Source organism: Burkholderia sp. HI2761 (assembly GCF_002223355.1).
In the GTDB taxonomy this organism is placed as follows: Bacteria; Pseudomonadota; Gammaproteobacteria; order Burkholderiales; family Burkholderiaceae; genus Burkholderia.
In genome coordinates this window covers 421,635-441,063 of sequence record NZ_NKFN01000004.1, presented here as the reverse complement: position 1 = coordinate 441,063, position 19,429 = coordinate 421,635, and the positions used below count along the sequence as shown (strand labels likewise).

Annotated in this window: 16 protein-coding genes; 10 read left to right on the top strand and 6 right to left on the bottom strand. The window is 67.4% G+C overall.

The window, feature by feature from the left end:
* Positions 1-32: 32 nt before the first annotated feature.
* Complete coding sequence (locus CFB46_RS08645) at positions 33-2,342, bottom strand: DNA translocase FtsK (RefSeq protein WP_027783800.1); 2,310 nt, start codon at positions 2,340-2,342, stop codon at positions 33-35.
* 384 nt (positions 2,343-2,726) lie between these two features.
* Between CFB46_RS08645 and trxB the strand changes: the two genes are divergently transcribed.
* The 3 genes from trxB to CFB46_RS08630 all read left to right on the top strand — a co-directional run bounded on the left by trxB (position 2,727) and on the right by CFB46_RS08630 (position 5,215).
* A complete protein-coding gene (gene trxB / locus CFB46_RS08640) occupies positions 2,727-3,689 on the top strand; it encodes a thioredoxin-disulfide reductase (RefSeq protein ID WP_027783799.1) in 963 nt (320 codons plus the stop codon).
* Between the two features lie 136 nt (positions 3,690-3,825).
* A complete protein-coding gene (locus CFB46_RS08635) occupies positions 3,826-4,605 on the top strand; it encodes a Smr/MutS family protein (RefSeq protein WP_027783798.1) in 780 nt (259 codons plus the stop codon).
* A complete protein-coding gene (locus CFB46_RS08630) occupies positions 4,592-5,215 on the top strand; it encodes a trimeric intracellular cation channel family protein (protein ID WP_027783797.1) in 624 nt (207 codons plus the stop codon). Before CFB46_RS08635 ends, CFB46_RS08630 begins: the two co-directional genes overlap by 14 nt.
* Before the next feature lie 91 nt (positions 5,216-5,306).
* Here the strand turns inward: CFB46_RS08630 and CFB46_RS08625 are convergent, their stop codons facing one another.
* From CFB46_RS08625 to CFB46_RS08610, 4 genes are all read right to left on the bottom strand, one after another.
* Entirely contained in the window at positions 5,307-6,425 is a 1,119-nt protein-coding gene (locus CFB46_RS08625; RefSeq protein ID WP_027783796.1) for an ABC transporter ATP-binding protein, read from the bottom strand.
* 112 nt (positions 6,426-6,537) lie between these two features.
* Positions 6,538-7,395 carry a carbohydrate ABC transporter permease gene (locus CFB46_RS08620; RefSeq protein WP_011544828.1) on the bottom strand — a complete coding sequence of 286 codons (858 nt, stop codon included), beginning with the start codon at positions 7,393-7,395 and terminating at the stop codon, positions 6,538-6,540.
* On the bottom strand, positions 7,385-8,323 hold the full coding sequence (locus CFB46_RS08615) for a carbohydrate ABC transporter permease (protein WP_027783795.1): 939 nt from the start codon (positions 8,321-8,323) through the stop codon (positions 7,385-7,387). Before CFB46_RS08615 ends, CFB46_RS08620 begins: the two co-directional genes overlap by 11 nt.
* A 137-nt stretch (positions 8,324-8,460) precedes the next feature.
* Positions 8,461-9,708, bottom strand: coding sequence for an ABC transporter substrate-binding protein (locus tag CFB46_RS08610; RefSeq protein WP_027783794.1), 1,248 nt, complete (start codon positions 9,706-9,708; stop codon positions 8,461-8,463).
* 427 nt (positions 9,709-10,135) lie between these two features.
* On the opposite strand from CFB46_RS08610, the gene zwf reads away from it, so the two are divergent.
* The 3 genes from zwf (at position 10,136) to CFB46_RS08595 (ending at position 14,280) form a co-directional block, all read left to right on the top strand.
* Entirely contained in the window at positions 10,136-11,605 is a 1,470-nt protein-coding gene (gene zwf / locus CFB46_RS08605; protein WP_027783793.1) for a glucose-6-phosphate dehydrogenase, read from the top strand.
* A gap of 88 nt (positions 11,606-11,693) precedes the next feature.
* Entirely contained in the window at positions 11,694-12,374 is a 681-nt protein-coding gene (pgl, locus tag CFB46_RS08600; RefSeq protein WP_027783792.1) for a 6-phosphogluconolactonase, read from the top strand.
* A complete protein-coding gene (locus CFB46_RS08595; protein WP_089499761.1) occupies positions 12,352-14,280 on the top strand; it encodes a bifunctional transcriptional regulator/glucokinase in 1,929 nt (642 codons plus the stop codon). The genes pgl and CFB46_RS08595 overlap by 23 nt, the downstream gene beginning before the upstream one ends.
* Positions 14,281-14,384: 104 nt before the next feature.
* On the opposite strand, the gene CFB46_RS08590 is transcribed toward CFB46_RS08595, so the two are convergent.
* Positions 14,385-15,602, bottom strand: a complete 1,218-nt coding sequence (locus CFB46_RS08590) for a Bcr/CflA family multidrug efflux MFS transporter (protein WP_027783790.1) — start codon at positions 15,600-15,602, stop codon at positions 14,385-14,387.
* Positions 15,603-15,613: 11 nt separating this feature from the next.
* Between CFB46_RS08590 and CFB46_RS08585 the strand changes: the two genes are divergently transcribed.
* From CFB46_RS08585 to ribD, 4 genes are all read left to right on the top strand, one after another.
* Positions 15,614-16,309 carry a hypothetical protein gene (locus CFB46_RS08585; protein ID WP_227789546.1) on the top strand — a complete coding sequence of 232 codons (696 nt, stop codon included), beginning with the start codon at positions 15,614-15,616 and terminating at the stop codon, positions 16,307-16,309.
* A 61-nt stretch (positions 16,310-16,370) separates the two neighbouring features.
* Positions 16,371-16,823: a hypothetical protein gene (locus CFB46_RS08580; RefSeq protein ID WP_027783788.1), complete on the top strand. Its 453-nt coding sequence runs from the start codon at positions 16,371-16,373 to the stop codon at positions 16,821-16,823.
* 178 nt (positions 16,824-17,001) lie between these two features.
* Positions 17,002-18,285 (top strand): glutamate-1-semialdehyde 2,1-aminomutase, encoded by a 1,284-nt coding sequence (gene hemL, locus CFB46_RS08575; RefSeq protein WP_027783787.1) that lies wholly within the window; start codon positions 17,002-17,004, stop codon positions 18,283-18,285.
* 15 nt (positions 18,286-18,300) lie between these two features.
* Positions 18,301-19,422 carry a bifunctional diaminohydroxyphosphoribosylaminopyrimidine deaminase/5-amino-6-(5-phosphoribosylamino)uracil reductase RibD gene (gene ribD / locus CFB46_RS08570; protein ID WP_027783786.1) on the top strand — a complete coding sequence of 374 codons (1,122 nt, stop codon included), beginning with the start codon at positions 18,301-18,303 and terminating at the stop codon, positions 19,420-19,422.
* The last annotated feature ends 7 nt before the right edge of the window (positions 19,423-19,429 follow it).

The following is a 19,429-nucleotide window of genomic DNA, read 5'->3' as shown; positions in this document are numbered from 1 at the left end:
CCTGGGTGGCCGGCGCTGCGGGCGCCGCGGACTCATTCCGCGTCGCGCGCCGGCACAAGAATTTCGCGGTTGCCGCTCGACGACATCGCCGACACGAGCCCCGACTGCTCCATCTGCTCGAGCAGCCGCGCCGCGCGGTTGTAGCCGATCCGCAGATGGCGCTGCACAAGCGAGATCGACGCGCGGCGGTTCTTGATGACGATCTCGACCGCCTGGTCGTACAGCGGATCAGACTCGCCGCCGCCTTCGCCGGTTCCCGCGCCGGCCGAGCCCTCGTCGCCGTCGGCGGTGCCGCCTTCGAGCAGGCCCTCGACGTAGTTCGGCTCGCCGTGTTCCTTGAGCTTCTCGACGACGCGATGCACTTCGTCGTCGGAGACGAACGCGCCATGCACGCGCACCGGCAAGCCCGAGCCGGGCGGCAGGTACAGCATGTCGCCCATCCCCAGCAGCGATTCGGCGCCCATCTGGTCAAGAATCGTGCGCGAGTCGATCTTCGACGACACCTGGAAGGCAATGCGCGTCGGCACGTTCGCCTTGATCAGGCCGGTGATCACGTCGACCGACGGACGCTGCGTCGCGAGGATCAGATGGATGCCGGCCGCACGCGCCTTCTGTGCGATCCGCGCGATCAACTCCTCGACCTTCTTGCCGACGACCATCATCAGGTCGGCCAGCTCGTCGATCACGACGACGATGTTCGGCAGGCGGCCGAGCGGCTCCGGATCTTCCGGCGTCAGGCTGAACGGGTTCGGGATCTTCTCCTCGCGCTTCGCCGCATCGTCGATCTTGTTGTTGTAGCCCGCGAGGTTGCGCACGCCGAGCTTGCTCATCAGCTTGTAGCGGCGCTCCATTTCCGCGACCGTCCAGTTCAGCGCGTGGCCGGCCTGGCGCATGTCGGTGACGACCGGGCACAGCAGGTGCGGAATGCCTTCGTAGACGCTCATTTCGAGCATCTTCGGATCGATCAGGATCAGGCGCACCTGCTCGGCGGTGGCCTTGTACAGCAGCGACAGGATCATCGCGTTGATCCCGACCGACTTGCCCGAACCGGTCGTACCGGCCACCAGCAGGTGCGGCATCTTCGCGAGATCCGCGCACACCGGCTTGCCGCCGATGTCCTTGCCGAGGCTCAGCGTCAGCGCCGACGAGGCGGCCGCATACACCTCGGAGCCGATGATCTCCGACAGGTGCACCGTCTGGCGGCGCTGGTTCGGCAGCTCGAGCGCCATGTAGTTCTTGCCGGGGATCGTCTCGACCACGCGGATCGACACGAGCGACAGCGAACGCGCGAGATCCTTCGCGAGGTTGACGATCTGGCTGCCCTTCACGCCGGTGGCCGGTTCGATCTCGTAGCGCGTGACGACCGGGCCCGGATACGCGGCGACGACGCTCGCCTCGACGCCGAAGTCCTTCAGCTTCTTCTCGATCAGGCGCGACGTGAATTCGAGCGTATCGGCGGAAATCGCCTCCTGCGTCTTCGGCGCGGGATCGAGCAGCGACACCGGCGGCAGCGTCGAATCGCCCGGCAGGTCGGTAAACAGCGGCACCTGGCGCTCGCGCTCGACGCGCTCGGACTTCGCGGGCGTGACGACCGGCGGCACGATCGTCACCGGCTCGTGATCCTCGATGCGCACGCGCTCCTCTTCGACCTTGCCTTCGCGGCGCACCGCCGCGGCCTCGCCGAGCTTGCGGTCGCGCTCGGCCTCGCGGCGCAGCTTCGCGACGTTGACCGCGGACAGGATCGCGCCGCCGACACGCTCGGCGACCGACAGCCACGAGAAGCGGAAATAGAGCGACAGGCCGATCGCGAGCGCGATCAGCAGCAACAGCGTGCCGCCCGTGAAGCCGAACGCGTGCGACATCGCGCCCGCGACGGCCTCGCCGACGACGCCGCCCGGCGCACGCGGCAACTGCACCTTCAGCGACCACATGCGCAGCGCCTCGATGCCGTCGCATGCGAGCACGACCAGCACGAACGCAAGGATTTCGGTGAGCCAGCCGATCGGCCGCTCCGGTTCGTCGGGCATCGCGTCGTGGCGCGTGATGCGGCGGTAGTTGACGGCGATGCGCCGCCCGAGCGGCACGATCAGCCAGTAGGCCGACAGGCCGAACAGCAGCAGGATGATGTCGGCCGTCCACGCGCCGACGCGGCCGGCCCAGTTCGAGATGTGATCGACCTGGGCGGCGTGCGTCCAGCTTGGATCGCGCCGGCTGTAGCTCAGCAGGGCCATCACCAGAAAGGCGCAGAGCGCGACCTGGAGAATCCAGCGGATCTCCGTGAGGAGCTTCGACATCCGGTGCGGCAACGCCTGTGCCTGGGCGGAATAAGGAGCTTTTGCCATGAATCCGTATAAAGAGGACGGGCCGTGCGCCCGCCTGTCGTTCGATCGCGCTTATTGTAAACGCTGCACCGCGCCGCCAAGTGTAAATGACGGTTACATCACGGGGACGGGGCGCCGAACCGGCGCCGCCCGCGGCCGCAGGCCGGCCGAATGTTCGCCCCTGCGACAACTCGCCGCCGCGCGGCAAACCGCCGCCCGGCGCGCTGCCACGGTACGACGGCGCGCCGCGAAACGCTATCGGCGCGATTGAAACTCTCGTTCGGCAACGCAGCAACGGGGCCTTTATAATGCGCGTCTGATACCCATCTATGACGGCATCCCGGTCAACCGGAGCGTACGGCGAGCCCTACCCCGCCCGCCGCGCCGCCTTTTACGGATTCGCACATGTCCACGCCCAAACACGCCAAAGTCCTGATTCTCGGTTCCGGCCCCGCCGGCTACACGGCCGCCGTCTACGCGGCACGCGCCAACCTGTCCCCGGTGCTGATCACCGGCATCGCGCAGGGCGGCCAGCTGATGACCACGACCGACGTCGAAAACTGGCCGGCCGACGCGAACGGCGTGCAGGGTCCGGAGCTGATGGCGCGCTTTCTCGAGCATGCCGAGCGCTTCAACACCGAAATCGTCTTCGACCATATCCACACCGCGAAACTGCACGAGCAGCCGATCCGCCTGATCGGCGACTCGGGCGAATACACGTGCGACTCGCTGATCATCGCGACCGGCGCGTCCGCCCAGTATCTCGGCCTGCCGTCCGAGGAAGCGTTCATGGGCAAGGGCGTGTCGGCCTGCGCGACCTGCGACGGCTTCTTCTATCGCGGCCAGGAAGTCGCGGTGATCGGCGGCGGCAACACGGCCGTCGAGGAAGCGCTCTACCTGACCGGCATCGCGAAGAAGGTCACGGTGATCCATCGCCGCGACAAGTTCCGCGCGGAGCCGATCCTGATCGACCGCCTGCTGGAGAAGGAAAAGGAAGGCGTCGTCGACATCAAGTGGGATCACGTGCTCGACGAGGTGACCGGCGAAGCGTCGGGCGTCACGGGCCTGCGCATCAAGAACGTGAAGACCGGCGCGACGGAAGACCTGCACGTGCAGGGCGTGTTCGTCGCGATCGGCCACAAGCCGAACACCGACCTGTTCCAGGGCCAGCTGGAGATGAAGGACGGCTACATCCTGACGAAGAGCGGCCTGCAAGGCAACGCGACGTCGACGAGCGTGCCGGGCGTGTTCGCCGCGGGCGACGTGCAGGACAACGTGTACCGCCAGGCGATCACCAGCGCGGGCACGGGCTGCATGGCCGCGCTCGACGCGCAGCGCTACCTCGAAAGCCTGCACGACAAGAAGTAAGCCGGAAGCCTTGCCGCGGCGGGCGCTACAATGGCGTCCGCTGCCGCGAAGCGGGCTCGACCGGAAAGCCGCTGCCGCCGCGCAGCGGCTTTTTTTGTGCCCGCGCGCCCGAACGCGCCTGCCCCGTTACCGAATCATGGCGAAGAACCAGCCCCATCCGAGCGATCCCGCGAAGCGAAAGATCGCTGCCCGTCCCGTGACCCCGGCGCCCGAGGCGCCGCCGCCCGCGCCCGATGCGGCCGCCTTGCGCGGCCAGGGCCTCGCGGGCCTCGGCGCATTGCGCAAGTCGCTGCAAGGCGAAGCCGATCGTCGCGAACGCGCGCGCGTCGAAACCGCGAAGGCCGAGCGCAAGGCGGAAGCCGACGCGAATCTGTTCCGCAACGAAATCGGCACGATCCGGCCGCTGAACGCGCCGCCGCGCGCGTCGTCCGGCCGCATGCCGCCCGACCCGCTGCCGAAGCAGACGCAGCGCGACGAGGAAGCCGTGCTGAACGCGACGCTGTCCGACGAATTCGATCCGGAGACGCTGCTCGACAGCGACGACTCGCTGTATTACCACCGCCCGGGCATCAGCCGCGACGTCGTGCGCAAGCTGAGGAGCGGTGCGTGGATCGTGCAGGCGCAGATCGATCTGCACGGCATGCGGCGCGACGAAGCGCGCGATGCGCTCGCCGAATTCATCCGCGAAGCCGGCAAGAAAGGGCTGCGCTGCCTGCGCGTGATCCACGGCAAGGGGCTCGGCTCGATCGGCAAGGAGCCCGTGCTGAAGGGCAAGGTGCGCGCATGGCTCGTGCAGAAGGAAGAAGTGATCGCGTTCTGCGAGGCGCGCGGCCACGACGGCGGTGCGGGCGCGGTGCTCGTGCTGCTGCAGCCGCACCCGGCGCCGGCCGAGCGGGGGCCGCGTGCCGCATCCTAGGCTGACGCTCGCGATCGCGGTACTGGAGGCGATCGCCACGCTGGCTTTCGCGATTTCGGGGTTCATCGAGGCGCGCAAGAACCGCCTCGACTCGGTCGGCACGTTCGTCGTCGCGCTCGCGACCGCATTCGGCGGCGGCACGCTGCGCGACATCCTGCTCGAGCGCCGGCCGTTCTACTGGGTCGTGCACGACGACTACGTGATCGCGATCTTCGTGCTCGCCCTGTTCGCGCCGTTCGTATTGCGGATGCTGTCGCGGCTGTCGGCCGAACGGCTGCTGCTGATCGCCGATGCGATCGGGCTCGGCATCTTCAGCATCTCGGGCACGGCGATCGCGCTCGACGCCGAGATGCCGCGCTTCATCGCGGTGATGATGGGCGTGATTACCGGCGTGGTCGGCGGGATCGTCCGCGACGTGCTGTGCAACGACATCCCGCTGATCCTGCGCGATTCGCGGCCGTACGCGACCTGCGCGTTCGTCGGCTGCTGGTTCTACCTGCTGCTCGTGTGGCTGCAGTGCGACTCGGTGTACAGCGTGCTGCTCGCGACCGGCTTCATCCTCGTCGCGCGGCTCGCGACGTTCAAGTTCGACGTGCGGTTGCCGCATTGAGCGCCGCCACGGCACCAACCGCACCGCCGGAAACAAAAGGGGCCGCTCATTCGAGACGACCCCTTCTCCGTCGTTCAGCGCGAACGCCGCGTCACGCGATCCGCTCTTCCGACGCCGGATCGAACAGCACCGCCTTCGACACGTCGAACAGCAGCGACTGCGTCTGCCCCGGCTGCGGGTTCGCGGCTGGATGCACGCGGCTCACGATCCGCTTGCCGTTCACCTGCGCGAACACGTGCGTGTCCGGCCCGGTCGGCTCGGTCACGTCAACGCGCACGTCGATCGGCTGCAGGTTCGACGCCTCGCCGTTGTGCGCGTGGCGCGCGTCGGTGATGCGCTCCGGACGCAGCCCGAGGATCACCTCGCGGCCGACGTGCGACTTCAGCTTCGCGGCGTCGAACGGCAGGATCAGCGCGCTGCGCGCCAGGCCCGTATCGATCTCGAGCGCGATCCCGCCGCCCTGCTCGACCAGCCGGCCGTTGATGAAGTTCATCGGCGGCGCGCCGATGAAGCCCGCGACGAACAGGTTCGACGGCGAATCGTAGATCTCCTGCGGCGCGCCGAACTGCTGGACCACGCCGTCCTTCATCACCGCGATCCGGTCGCCGAGCGTCATCGCCTCGATCTGGTCGTGCGTCACGTAGACGATCGTCGTGCCGAGGCGCTGGTGCAGCAGCTTGATTTCCGCGCGCATCTCGATGCGCAGCTTCGCGTCGAGGTTCGACAGCGGTTCGTCGAACAGGAACAGCGACGGATCGCGTGCGAGCGCGCGGCCCATCGCGACGCGCTGGCGCTGGCCGCCCGACAGCTGCCCCGGCTTGCGGTCGAGCAGATGCTGGATCTGCAGCATCGACGACACACGGTCGACGATCTGCTGCTGCTCGTTCTTCGGCACCTTGCGGATGTTCAGCCCGAACGAGATGTTCTCGCGCACCGTCATCGACGGATACAGCGCGTACGACTGGAACACCATCGCGATGTCGCGATCCTTCGGCGAGAGGTCGTTGACGACCTTGCCGTCGATGCAGATCTCGCCGCTCGTCACGGTCTCGAGGCCGGCGATCATGTTGAGCAGCGTCGACTTCCCGCAGCCCGAGCCGCCGACCAGGATCAGGAACTGTCCGTCCTCGATCTCGATGTCGACACCCTTCAGGACCGGCACCCCGTTCGGGTAGGTCTTGTACACGTCACGGATGGAAAGGCTTGCCATGCTGTGAATCCTCTGTCTCGTCTCGCGCGGCGCATTCGGGCGCCGCGTCGGGTTCGTTTCGATGCGCCGCGCGTGCTGCGCGGCCGGTTCGTCGTATCGGATAAAGCCGCGCTTACCCCTTCACCGCGCCCGCCGTCAGCCCGCGCACGAAGTAGCGGCCGGCGACGATGTAGACGAGCAGCGTCGGCAGCGCGGCGATGATCGCGCCGGCCATGTCGACGTTGTATTCCTTCACGCCCGTCGACGTGTTGACGAGGTTGTTCAGCGCCACCGTGATCGGCATCGAATCGACGCCGGAGAACACGATCCCGAACAGGAAGTCGTTCCAGATCTGCGTGAATTGCCAGATCAGGCACACCATGAAGATCGGCAGCGACACCGGCAGCAGGATCTTCGTGAAGATCGTGAAGAAACCGGCGCCGTCGATGCGCGCGGCCTTCACGAGTTCGGCCGGCACGCTCACGTAGAAGTTGCGGAAGAACATCGTCGTGAACGCGATCCCGTACACGACGTGCACGAACACCAGGCCCGGAATCGTGTTCGCGAGGCCGAGCATCCCCTGCAGGCGCGCCATCGGCAGCAGGATCACCTGGAACGGGATGAAGCAGCCGACCAGCATCATCGTGAACAGCGCGTCCGCGCCGCGAAAGCGCCAGTGCGTGAGCACGTAGCCGTTGAACGCGCCGATCAGCGACGAGATCAGCACGGCCGGAATCACCATCTGCAGCGAGTTCAGGAAGAACGGCTTCATCCCGTCGCAGCGCACGCCGGTACACGCGCCGCTCCATGCCTTCACCCACGGGTCGACGGTCCACGTGGTGGGCGGCGTCAGCAGGTTGCCGGTGCGCAACTGGTCGAGGTCCTTGAACGACGTCGACAGCATCACGTAGATCGGAAACAGGAAATACAGCGCGAACAGGATCAGTGCCGCATAGATCACCGCCCGGCTGATCGTCATCTTAGGCTGCATTGCGGGTGCTCCTCGATTCCATATACATCAGCGGCACCAGCACCGCGACCACGGTCGCGAGCATCATCACCGAGGACGCCGCGCCGAGCCCGAGCTGGCCGCGGTTGAACGAAAACGTGTACATGAACATGGCCGGCAACGACGACGACGTGCCCGGGCCGCCGGCCGTCAGCGCGACGACGAGGTCGAAGGTCTTGATCGTGATGTGGCAGAGGATCAGCAGCACCGAGAAAAACACCGGGCGCATGCTCGGGATCACGATCTTGCGGTAGATGGTCGGCAGCGTCGCGCCGTCGACCTGCGCGGCCTTGAAGATCTCGCCGTCGACGCCGCGCAGCCCCGCGAGGAACAGCGCCATCACGAAACCGGTCGACTGCCACACGGCCGCGATCACCACGCAGAAGATCGCCTTGTCCGGATCGTCGAGCCAGCCGAACGAGAAGCTCGTCCAGCCCCAGTCGTGCATCACCTTCTCGAGGCCGAGGCCCGGGTTCAGGATCCACTGCCACGCGGTGCCGGTGACGATGAACGACAGCGCCATCGGGTACAGGAAGATCGCGCGCAGCGCGCCTTCGTTGCGGATCCGCTGATCGAGCAGGATCGCGAGGAACAGCCCGAGCCCGACGCAGATCGCGATGAACGGAATCCCGAACCAGCCGAGGTTCGCGGCGGAGGTCCACCACACGTCGTTCTGGAACAGGTCCGTGTAACGGCCGAAGCCGTCGAATTCGTAGTTGGGCAACAGCCGCGAGTTGGTCAGCGACAGATAGCCGGTAATCAGGATGAAGCCGTAGATGAACACCACGGCGATCGCGACGCTCGGCGCGAGCACGAGCTTCGGGATCCAGCGATCGGCGAAGGCCGACATCGGCGACGTACGCCGTGCGGCGGCAGCGCCGGATCCGTTTCCGCTAAGAGGGGCAGCCACTTGATTCGACTCCTGGAACGAGGGCGACGCAGGCCGGGCCGGCGCCGGTACGGCACGGGCCCGCGGGCGAGCCCGTTTGCTGCACATGCAAAAACGCCCGGCCGATGAAGCGTGTCCGGCCGGGCGCCTGGCGCGCGTTACTTGACCTTCGCGGCCTTCGCGAGCGCGGCGACCGCGCTCTTCGAATCCTGCTGCGAGTTCATGAACTTCGTCACGACGTCCGTGATCGCGCCGGCGGTCGCGTCGCTTTGCGCCATGCCGTGCGCGAGCGACGGCACGAAACCGCCCGACTTGATCGCGGTCTGCTCGTCGGCATACGACTTCTTCGCGCAGTCGTCGAACTTGTCCATCTTCACGCCGAGACGCACAGGCACCGAACCCTTCAGCAGGCTGAACTGCTCCTGGAAGTCCGGCGTCATGATCGTCTTCGCGAGCGCGAGCTGGCCCGGCGTCGCGTTCTTCTCGCCCTTCTGCTGGAAGAACACGAACGAATCGACGTTGAACGTGTACGCGTTCGCCGTGCCCGGCACCGGTGCGCAGATGTAGTCCTTGCCCGACTTCTTGCCGGCGTTCTCGAACTCGCCCTTCGCCCAGTCGCCCATGAACTGCATGCCGGCCTTGCCGTTGATGACCATCGCGGTCGCGAGGTTCCAGTCGCGGCCGTTACGGCCGGTGTCGAAGTAGCCCTGGATCTTGCGCACCGTGTCGAACACCGACAGCATCTGCGGCGACGTCAGCGTCGCCTGGTCGAGGTCGACCAGCGCCTTCTTGTAGAACGCCGGGCCCTGCGACAGCACGACGTCTTCCCACAGCGTCAGGTCCTGCCACGGCTGGCCGCCCATCGCGACCGGCTGGATGCCCGCGGCCTTCAGCTTGTCGGCCACCGCGAAGAATTCGGGCCAGGTGGCCGGCACCTTCGCGCCGACCTTGTCGAGCGCGGCCTTGTTGATGTACAGCCAGTTGACGCGGTGCACCGAGAACGGCGCGGCGACGGTGTGGCCCTTGTACTTGATGATCTTGTCGATTTCCGGCGGCAGGTTCTGCTTCCAGTCGCCGGCGACGGAATCGATGTTGACGAGCACGCCCTGGTCGGCCCAGTCCTGGATCAGCGGGCCCTTGATCTGCGCGGCCGACGGAGCGTCGCCGCTGATCACCTTGGTCTTCAGTGCGGTCATCGCCGCGGCGCCGGCGCCGCCCGCGACCGCGAAGTCCTTCCACACGTAGCCCTGCTTCTGCACGTCGTCCTTCAGCACGCCGACGGCCTTCGACTCGCCGCCCGACGTCCACCAGTGCAGCACGGTTACATTTTCGGCTGCCTGCGCCGCCACGGCGCCAGCCATCAGGCCTGCGGCGCAGAGCGCGCCCATGATCGAGCGAACTTTCATTACTTATCTCCTCCAGACTGAATCAACTCGTTAAGTTCCCATGGGGAACCGGCTTCTTGATAAACGACGGGGAAATCGAGCCGCGGGACGCATGCAGCGTACGGGCCGATGACCGGCCGGGCTCTTACAGAAAGCGTGAATCGAGATTCAACGGCGTGTCTCCTCTTTGTGTTTCTGGCCCGCCGCGATGCTGCGACGCGAGCCCGGGGTCGACGGTGCGCGGACGATGCGCGCCGTCAATGTCCGATACCATTCGGCACAAGGCGTTCCCGAAGGCGAAGCTCGCGCGGCTCGGCGACCGCACTTCTTTTTTTCTTCACCCGGGTGCTACCCCTTGCGGCGGATTGTAGTTAAACTACAATTCAGTGTCAAAAATATTTTTATCGCACTACGGATCGCTTCCCAGCACCCCCATTGGCGGAGACACATGCATACCGATTCCAGCTTTACCTTCGTACTTTTCGGCGGCACCGGCGACCTGTCGATGCGCAAGATCCTGCCCGCGCTGTTCGAAGCGCACCGCGGCAACATGCTCGCGGAAAGCGGCCGGATCGTTGCCGTCGCGCGGCACGAATCGGATCGGGCCGGCTATCTCGAATGGGTCGACACGCATGTGAAGCCGCATGCGGCGAAGGCCGCCGGCAAGGCATTCGACGAAAGCGGGTGGAAATCCTTCCTCGAACGCATCGAGTACGTGAAGCTCGACCTCGGCCGCGCGGAGGACTACGTCGTGCTGCGCGATGCGGTCGCGCACTTGCCCGGCATCCGCGTGTTCTATCTCGCGACGGGCCCGTCGCTGTTCGTGCCGATCTGCAAGGCGCTCGCGTCGGTCGGGCTGAACGAAGGCGCACGCATCGTGCTCGAGAAGCCGCTCGGCTACGACCTGAAGTCGTCGAATGCGATCAACGACGCGGTCGGCGAGATCTTCGCGGAAGGCCAGATCTACCGGATCGACCACTATCTCGGCAAGGAGCCGGTACAGAATCTGCTCGCGCTGCGCTTCGGCAATGCGCTGTTCGAGCCGCTGTGGCGCCGCGAATGGGTCGAGAGCATCCAGATCACGATCGCCGAGGAGCTCGGCGTCGAGGCGCGCGGCGATTTCTACGACAATACGGGCGCGCTGCGCGACATGGTGCAGAACCACCTGCTGCAGCTGCTGTCGATCGTCGCGATGGAGCCGCCGCACTCTATGGATTCCGACTCGGTGCGCGACGAGAAGCTGCGCGTGCTGCGCGCGCTGAAGCCGATCGATCCGCGCGACATCGGCAAGGTCGCGGTGCGCGGCCAGTATCATGCGGGCGTGATCAAGGGCGGGCAGGTGCCGGCCTACGCGACCGAGCCGGGCGTGAAGCCCGACAGCCAGACCGAAACCTTCGTCGCGCTGAAGGTCGAGATCGAGAACTGGCGCTGGGCCGGCGTGCCGTTCTTCCTGCGCACCGGCAAGCGTCTGGCCGACCGCGTGGCGGAGATCGTCGTCAACTTCCGCCCTGTGCCGCACTCGGCGCTCGGGCCGACCGCGCTGCGCCCCGGTGCGAACCGCCTCGTGATCCGGCTGCAGCCGAACGAGACGATCCGCCTGTACTGCCTCGCGAAGCAGCCGGGCGAAGGGATGAATCTCGCGAGCGTGCACCTTGATCTCGCGTTCGACCAGTTCTTCAAGGAAGGGCAGATGGAGGCGTACCAGCGCCTGCTGCTCGACGTGATCAACGGCCGGCTCGCCCTCTTCGTGCGTCGCGACGAACAGGAAGCCGCATGGCAGTGGGTCGAGCCGATCCTGAACGAATGGGCGCGCACGCTGAAGCCGCCGAAGCCGTATGCGGCAGGTACGTGGGGGCCGGCCGCGTCGAGCGCGATGCTCGCGCAGCACGACACCTGCTGGCTCGAAGAAGAAAATTGATGCAAACCGTTGCCGCGTACGCCACCGTACGCGGCAACGTGCCTCACGATTCGTACGATTTGAACAGACAAAGCAGTCCGGAGGAGATGTGATCGAGATCCACGCTTTCGACACCCAGGAAGCGCAAAGCGAAGCGCTCGCGCGCGCCGTCGGCGAGGCGCTGCGCGCGGCGCTCGCCGGCCCCGCGCGCCCGACGCTCGCGGTGTCCGGCGGCACCAGCCCGCGCCCGTTCCTGCACACGCTGTCGCATGCGGCGCTCGACTGGGCCGGCGTCGACGTCACGCTGGTCGACGACCGCTGGGTGCCGGACGACGACGCGGCCAGCAACGCGCAACTCGTGCGCGACACGCTGCTGCTGCACGCGGCGGCCCCCGCCCGCTTCCTGCCGCTCGTCGACACGCGCACCACGCTCGAGGCACACGTCGCCGCGCTCAACGCGAACGCCGACTACCGCGTGCCGAGCGTCGCGGTGCTCGGCATGGGCGAGGACGGCCACACCGCGTCGATCTTCGCCGACGCGCCCGAATGGGACCACGCGATCACGACGTCCGAGCGTTTCGTCGCCGTGCATCCGGGCGCGGCGCCCCATGCACGTGTGAGCTATTCGCTCGATGCGCTGAAGCGCGTCGACCGGCTGTTCCTGCTGATCGCGGGTGCCCGCAAACGCGACGTGCTCGACGCCGCGGCCGCGTCGCTGCAGAAGAACGCGATTTCCCAACTGGCCAACGACAAGGGGACCCAGCTCGATGTCTACTGGTGCGCAAAGTAAGGCGGTCGTCGCGGGTCAGCATGCCGACGGCCCGCGCCTGCTCGCGGACGTCGGCGGCACCAACGCGCGCTTCGCGCTGGAAACCGGCCCGGGCGAGATCACGCAGATCCGCGTGTATCCCGGCGCCGACTATCCGACGATCACCGACGCGATCCGCAAGTATCTGAAGGATGTGAAGATCAGCCGCGTGAATCACGCGGCTATCGCGATCGCGAACCCGGTCGACGGCGATCAGGTCACGATGACCAATCACGACTGGCGCTTCTCGATCGAGGCGACGCGCCGCGCGCTCGGCTTCGACACGCTGCTGGTCGTCAACGACTTCACTGCGCTCGCGATGGCGCTGCCCGGCCTGACCGATGCGCAGCGCGTCCAGATCGGCGGCGGCACGCGCCGCCAGAACAGCGTGATCGGGCTGCTCGGGCCCGGCACCGGGCTCGGCGTATCGGGCCTGATTCCGGCGGACGACCGCTGGATCGCGCTCGGCAGCGAAGGCGGTCATGCGTCGTTCGCGCCGCAGGACGAGCGCGAGGATCTCGTGCTGCAGTACGCGCGCAAGAAGTTTCCGCACGTGTCGTTCGAACGCGTGTGCGCGGGCCCCGGCATGGAGATCATCTACCGGGCGCTCGCCGCGCGCGACAAGAAGCGCGTCGCCGCGTCCGTCGATACGGTCGAGATCGTCGAGCGCGCACATGCGGGCGACGCGCTCGCGCTCGAAACCGTCGAATGCTTCTGCGGCATTCTCGGCTCGTTCGCCGGCAGCGTCGCGCTGACGCTCGGCGCGCTCGGCGGCGTCTATATCGGCGGCGGTGTCGCGCTGAAGCTCGGCGAGCTGTTCACGCGCTCGTCGTTCCGTGCGCGCTTCGAGGCGAAGGGCCGCTTCGCGCACTATCTCGAGAACATCCCGACCTACCTGATCACCGCCGAATATCCGGCGTTCCTCGGCGTGTCGGCGATTCTCGCAGAGCAGTTGTCGAACCGTTCGGGCGGCGCGTCGTCGGCCGTGTTCGAGCGGATCCGCCAGATGCGCGACGCGCTGACGCCGGCCGAGCGCCGCGTCGCCGATCTCGCGCTGAACCATCCGCGCTCGATCATCAACGACCCCATCGTCGACATCGCGCGCAAGGCGGACGTGAGCCAGCCGACGGTGATCCGCTTCTGCCGCTCGCTCGGCTGCCAGGGGCTGTCGGACTTCAAGCTGAAGCTCGCCACCGGCCTCACAGGCACGATTCCGATGAGCCACAGCCAGGTGCATCTCGGCGACACGGCCACCGATTTCGGCGCGAAGGTGCTCGACAACACGGTGTCCGCGATCCTGCAACTGCGCGAGCACCTGAACTTCGAGCACGTCGAGAACGCGATCGAAATCCTGAACGGCGCGCGCCGCATCGAGTTCTACGGGCTCGGCAACTCGAACATCGTCGCGCAGGACGCGCATTACAAGTTCTTCCGCTTCGGGATTCCGACGATCGCGTACGGCGACCTGTACATGCAGGCCGCGTCGGCCGCGCTGCTCGGCAAGGGCGACGTGATCGTCGCGGTGTCGAAGTCGGGACGCGCGCCCGAGTTGCTGCGCGTGCTCGACGTCGCGATGCAGGCCGGCGCGAAGGTGATCGCGATCACGTCGAGCAACACGCCGCTCGCGAAGCGCGCGACCGTTGCGCTCGAGACCGATCACATCGAGATGCGCGAATCGCAGCTGTCGATGATTTCGCGGATTCTGCATCTGCTGATGATCGACATTCTCGCGGTCGGCGTGGCGATCCGTCGCGCGTCGACCACCGGCGAGCTGCCCGAGGCCGTCGCGCAGGCGAAGGCGCGCGCCGCCGACGACGAAACGGCCGACGTGCTCGACTGGCTGAGCCACGGCGCATCGCCGGCGGCGAAGGACGTCGCGCGGGACTGACGCGCGGCGCGGCAACCGCCGCCGCCCGCGTCCCAACGAAAAACGCCACCGGCGCATCGCGCGCGGTGGCGTTTTTCATTGTGCGGCCCGACCGACGGTGCGCTTCAGGCGCCCGCTTTCACCGGCCGGCCGTGCCAGCGCAGCACGAGGTAGCGCCCGGCGAAACACAGCACGCCGGTGACGCCGATCGTCACGCCCATCGCGAACGGCGTGCCGTCCGCGAGTGCGCCGATCGCGACGCTCGCCAGCGCGCCGAGCGCGAGCTGCATCGCGCCGAACACGGCCGCCGACGCACCCGCGTTGTGCGGATAGCGGTGCATGAGGTCGGTCGTGCAGTTCGCGGACAGGATCCCGACCACGCCGACGACGAAGAACAAACACACGACGATCGACCACAGCCCGCCCCACCCCGTCAGCGCGACGAGCGCGACCGCGAGCGACGCGATGCAGCTCACGAGCGACGCGGCCGCGATGATGCGCAGCGAACCGATGCGGCCGACGAGGCGCGTGTTCGCGAAGTTGCCGATCATGATCCCGACGACGTTCAGGCCGAACAGCAGCCCGTAGTGCTGCGGCGACACGTGGAAATACTCGATGTACACGAACGGCGTCGCGGTGATGTACGAGAACATCGAAGCGAACGCCATCCCGCCGCACAGCATGTGCCCCCATGCGACGGGGTCGGACAGAATGCGCCCGTACGATGCGAACGACGCCAGCACGGCCGCGCTCTTGCGCCGCTCCTTCGGCCAGGTTTCGGGCACCCGCAGATACGCGGTCGTCGCGCAAATCGCGCCGAACACGGCCAGCACGACGAACACGCCGCGCCAGCCGGAGAAACGCAGGATCTGGCCGCCGATCAGCGGCGCGAGGAGCGGCCCGACCGCGGTCACGATCGCGACCATCGACAGGACCTTCGCCGCGTCGCTCGGCTCGTGCGCGTCGCGCGCGATCGCACGCGCGAGCACCGACGCGGCGCCCGCGCCGAGCGCCTGCAGGAAGCGCACGACGATCAGCATGTCGATCGAGCCCGACACGAAGCAGCCGATGCTCGCGAGCGTGAACAGCGCGATGCCGCCCAGCAGCACCGGGCGGCGGCCCCACGTGTCGGACAGCGGGCCGTACAGCAGCATGCCGATCGAGAAGCCGGCCATGAAGCTCGTCAGCGTGCGCTGCGCGGCGCCGGCGCTGACGGAAAAGCCGGCGGCGATCGACGGCAGGCTCGGCAGGTACATGTCGGTGGCGATCGGCCCGCAGGCCGCGAGCGCGCCGAGCAACAGGATCAGCCGGGCATCGGGCCGGCGCCGGACGACGTGGGACATGGGTATCCGGAATGGAAGCCAGCGCGCATCGGGGCGCGCGTGACGGTGAAGACGGGATGCCGCGCCGCACGCGGCGCGTTCAGGCCCATGATTGTACGCGCAACTTTTTCGCCTGCCTCGGACTACCGCGCCGCAGTCGATGTACCTATCATCCATCTTACGAATTCGTTCCATCGGAGGGAAAGATGCAGCCACAATCGAAACCCTGGATGCTTGTGAGCACCGAAATGCGAGACCACGCGTTGGATTTCGGCGTGGTTGGCATTGTTTTCGCGCTAGTCCATCTCGTCGGACTTCGGTTTGGCAAACATGACTGGGGAACCGATCTGATGATGGAGCAAATCGTGTTCTACGGAGTAGTGATTGGCCTGTTGCTTGTATGGTCGCTCCGGTTACCCTCGGAATGGATGAAGCTGAAACGCAATCACCCGCTTCCGTGGCTCGACCGTCTCATCGCCCGCATTACGAGACGAACCGTGGCAGCGGCGGTGACCGCGGCAATGGTCATGGCCGGCACCGCGATCGTCGCCGCTTGCTCAGGTTCCTACCGAGCCGCAGCCATATTCACTTATGCGTTCCTATATTTCATCGCAGCAGCGGAAGCCGTCGCCAACCCGCTTCTGGAAACGACGCGGCAGTCGAAAATGCAGTCCACCGCGATGGGAATCCTGATCGGCCTGCCGTTTGGTGTTTCGCTCATCACATGAGCGGTACGGCGATTCGGTTAAGCTTGCGCCTCTCTGAGCAACTCCCTGCCGAACCGGGTACATGACCGCTTTCCTGCTGATCTGGAGCCCCAAGAAATGGCCATGGCCCGAGCTGCCCGACGTCGCCGCGCGTGTGAAGGCCGGCGAGGCCGTGCATGACGTGTGGGGCTGCGGCTTCGCGCGCGGCATCCTGCCGGGCGATCGCGTGTTCCTGCACCGCGTCGCGAAGGAGCCCAAGGGTGTGTTCGGCTCCGGCTACGTGACACACGCGCCGTACGAGGTGCCCGATCCGTCGACCAAGCGCGGCTACCGGCTGTGCATCGACTTCGTGTACGACTGGCTGGCCGACGCGCACCAGGACGTCGTGATTCCACGCGCCGCGCTGCGCGTCCATCCGTATTCGGTACAGACCTGGGATGCGCAGAGCTCCGGCACGTCGATCAAGCCGATGGTCGAAGGTCCGCTCGAAAAGCGCTGGGCCGAGCTGACCGGCAAGCGCAAGCCGCCGCGATAACCGGAAACCGGGTCGAATCGGCCCCGCGCGTCCCGCCGGGCATCCCTCGCGCGCCGAAAGGCCGCGGGCCGGCCGGCGGGCCTGCGTCGCGTGTCTCCGGTACAATCAGACGATCGTTCCGCCCAGGCGCCGCGGCCCGTGCACAGGCCCCCGCGCCGTTCTCTCGCAGGTTTCGCTCATGTCCAACAATCAGATCCTCTTCGAACGCGCCCAGAAGACCATTCCCGGCGGCGTCAACTCGCCGGTGCGCGCGTTCCGTTCGGTCGGCGGCACGCCGCGCTTCGTCGCGCGCGCGCAAGGCCCGTATTTCTGGGATGCCGACGGCAAGCAGTACATCGACTACATCGGCTCGTGGGGCCCGATGATCGTCGGCCATGTCCATCCGGAAGTGCTGTCGGCCGTGCAGAACGTGCTCGCCGACGGCTTCTCGTTCGGCGCGCCGACCGAAGCCGAGATCGAGATCGCCGAGGAAATCTGCAAGCTCGTGCCGTCGATCGAGCAGGTGCGGATGGTGTCGAGCGGCACCGAGGCCACGATGAGCGCGCTGCGTCTCGCGCGCGGCTTCACGGGCCGCAGCCGCATCGTGAAGTTCGAGGGCTGCTACCACGGCCACGCGGACAGCCTGCTGGTCAAGGCCGGCTCGGGCCTGCTGACGTTCGGCAACCCGACGTCGGCCGGCGTGCCCGCCGACATCGCGAAGCACACGACCGTCCTCGAATACAACAACGTCGCCGCGCTCGAGGAAGCATTCGGCGCGTTCGGCGACGAGATCGCCGCGGTGATCGTCGAGCCGGTCGCCGGCAACATGAACCTCGTGCGCGGCACGCCCGAATTCCTGAATGCGCTGCGCGCGCTGTGCACGAAGCACGGCGCCGTACTGATCTTCGACGAGGTGATGTGCGGGTTCCGCGTCGCGCTCGGCGGCGCGCAGGCGTACTACGGCATCGCGGCCGACCTCACCTGCCTCGGCAAGGTGATCGGCGGCGGGATGCCGGCCGCCGCGTTCGGCGGCCGCCGCGACATCATGGCCCACCTCGCGCCGCTCGGCGGCGTCTACCAGGCCGGCACGCTGTCGGGCAACCCGATCGCGGTCGCCGCGGGCCTGAAGACGCTGCAGCTGATCCAGGCGCCGGGCTTCTACGACGCGCTCACCGCGCAGACGAAGCGGCTCGCCGACGGCCTCGCGGCCGAAGCGCGCGCGGCCGGCGTGCCGTTCGCGGCCGACTCGATCGGTGCGATGTTCGGGCTGTACTTCGCCGAACGCGTGCCGACCAGCTTCGCGGAAGTCACGAAGAGCGACATCGAGCGCTTCAACCGCTTCTTCCATCTGATGCTCGACGAGGGCGTGTACTTCGCGCCGTCCGCGTACGAGGCGGGTTTCGTGTCGAGCACGCACGACGACGCGGTGATCGACGCGACGCTCGCGGCCGCGCGCCGCGCATTCGCGGCACTCGCCGCCTGACCCGGGGCCGCGCGCATGTTCTCGGATACCGATTTCGCCCACATGCAGCGCGCGCTCGCGCTCGCCGCGCGCGGCATGTACACGACCGCGCCGAATCCGCGCGTCGGCTGCGTGATCGTCAGGAACGGCGACGTGATCGGCGAAGGCTTCACGCAGCCGGCCGGCCAGGATCACGCGGAAGTGCAGGCGCTGAAGGACGCGCGTTCGCGCGGCCACGACGTCGCGGGTTCGACCGTGTACGTGACGCTCGAACCGTGCAGTCATTTCGGCCGCACGCCGCCGTGTGCGAACGCGCTGATCGACGCGCGCGTCGCGAAGGTCGTCGCGGCGATGGAAGACCCGAATCCGCAGGTGTCGGGCCGCGGCCTCGGGATGCTGCGCGACACGGGCATCGACGTGCGCTGCGGGCTGCTCGCGCACGAGGCTGTCGAGCTGAACATCGGCTTCGTGTCGCGGATGACGCGCGGCCGCCCGTGGGTACGGATGAAGACCGCCGCATCGCTCGACGGCCGCACCGCGCTGCCGTCCGGCGAAAGCCAGTGGATCACCGGCGAGGCTGCACGTCTCGACGGGCACGCATGGCGCGCACGCGCGTGCGCGATCCTCACCGGCATCGGCACCGTGCGCGAGGACAATCCGCTGCTGACCGTGCGCGGCATCGACACGCCGCGTCAGCCGCAACGCATCCTCGTGGACAGCCGCCTCGACCTGCCGCTCGACGCGCGGCTGCTCGAAGGCGCGCCGCTGCTGATCTTCTGCGGCCGGCTCGACGCCGCCGGCGAAGTCCGCGCGAACGTGCTGAAGTCGCGCGGCGCGGAAATCGTGCCGCTCGCGAACGCGCACGGCAAGGTCGACCTGCCCGCGATGCTGGCGGCGCTCGGCGCGCGCGGCGTCAACGAGCTGCACGTCGAGGCCGGCCACAAGCTGAACGGCTCGCTGCTGCGCGAGCGGTGCGTCGACGAATTGCTGGTGTATCTGGCGCCGAGCCTGCTGGGCGCCGACGCCGCCGGCATGTTCGACCTCGCCGCGCCGGCGAGCCTCGACGTGCGCACCCGACTGTCGTTCCACGGTATCGAGCGGATCGGCGACGACCTCCGGATCCTCGCGCGGCTCGCGCCGCCCGACGCCTCTCACTGAACGGAAT

Bases quoted from the DNA above. Each gene is read 5' to 3' on its own strand.
- CFB46_RS08645 (WP_027783800.1), bottom strand. From the start codon at position 2,342: ATGGCAAAAGCTCCTTATTCCGCCCAGGCACAGGCGTTGCCGCACCGG.
- trxB (WP_027783799.1), top strand. From the start codon at position 2,727: ATGTCCACGCCCAAACACGCCAAAGTCCTGATTCTCGGTTCCGGCCCC.
- CFB46_RS08635 (WP_027783798.1), top strand. From the start codon at position 3,826: ATGGCGAAGAACCAGCCCCATCCGAGCGATCCCGCGAAGCGAAAGATC.
- CFB46_RS08625 (WP_027783796.1), bottom strand. From the start codon at position 6,425: ATGGCAAGCCTTTCCATCCGTGACGTGTACAAGACCTACCCGAACGGG.
- CFB46_RS08620 (WP_011544828.1), bottom strand. From the start codon at position 7,395: ATGCAGCCTAAGATGACGATCAGCCGGGCGGTGATCTATGCGGCACTG.
- CFB46_RS08610 (WP_027783794.1), bottom strand. From the start codon at position 9,708: ATGAAAGTTCGCTCGATCATGGGCGCGCTCTGCGCCGCAGGCCTGATG.
- zwf (WP_027783793.1), top strand. From the start codon at position 10,136: ATGCATACCGATTCCAGCTTTACCTTCGTACTTTTCGGCGGCACCGGC.
- CFB46_RS08595 (WP_089499761.1), top strand. From the start codon at position 12,352: ATGTCTACTGGTGCGCAAAGTAAGGCGGTCGTCGCGGGTCAGCATGCC.
- CFB46_RS08590 (WP_027783790.1), bottom strand. From the start codon at position 15,602: ATGTCCCACGTCGTCCGGCGCCGGCCCGATGCCCGGCTGATCCTGTTG.
- CFB46_RS08585 (WP_227789546.1), top strand. From the start codon at position 15,614: ATGGAAGCCAGCGCGCATCGGGGCGCGCGTGACGGTGAAGACGGGATG.
- CFB46_RS08580 (WP_027783788.1), top strand. From the start codon at position 16,371: ATGACCGCTTTCCTGCTGATCTGGAGCCCCAAGAAATGGCCATGGCCC.
- hemL (WP_027783787.1), top strand. From the start codon at position 17,002: ATGTCCAACAATCAGATCCTCTTCGAACGCGCCCAGAAGACCATTCCC.
- ribD (WP_027783786.1), top strand. From the start codon at position 18,301: ATGTTCTCGGATACCGATTTCGCCCACATGCAGCGCGCGCTCGCGCTC.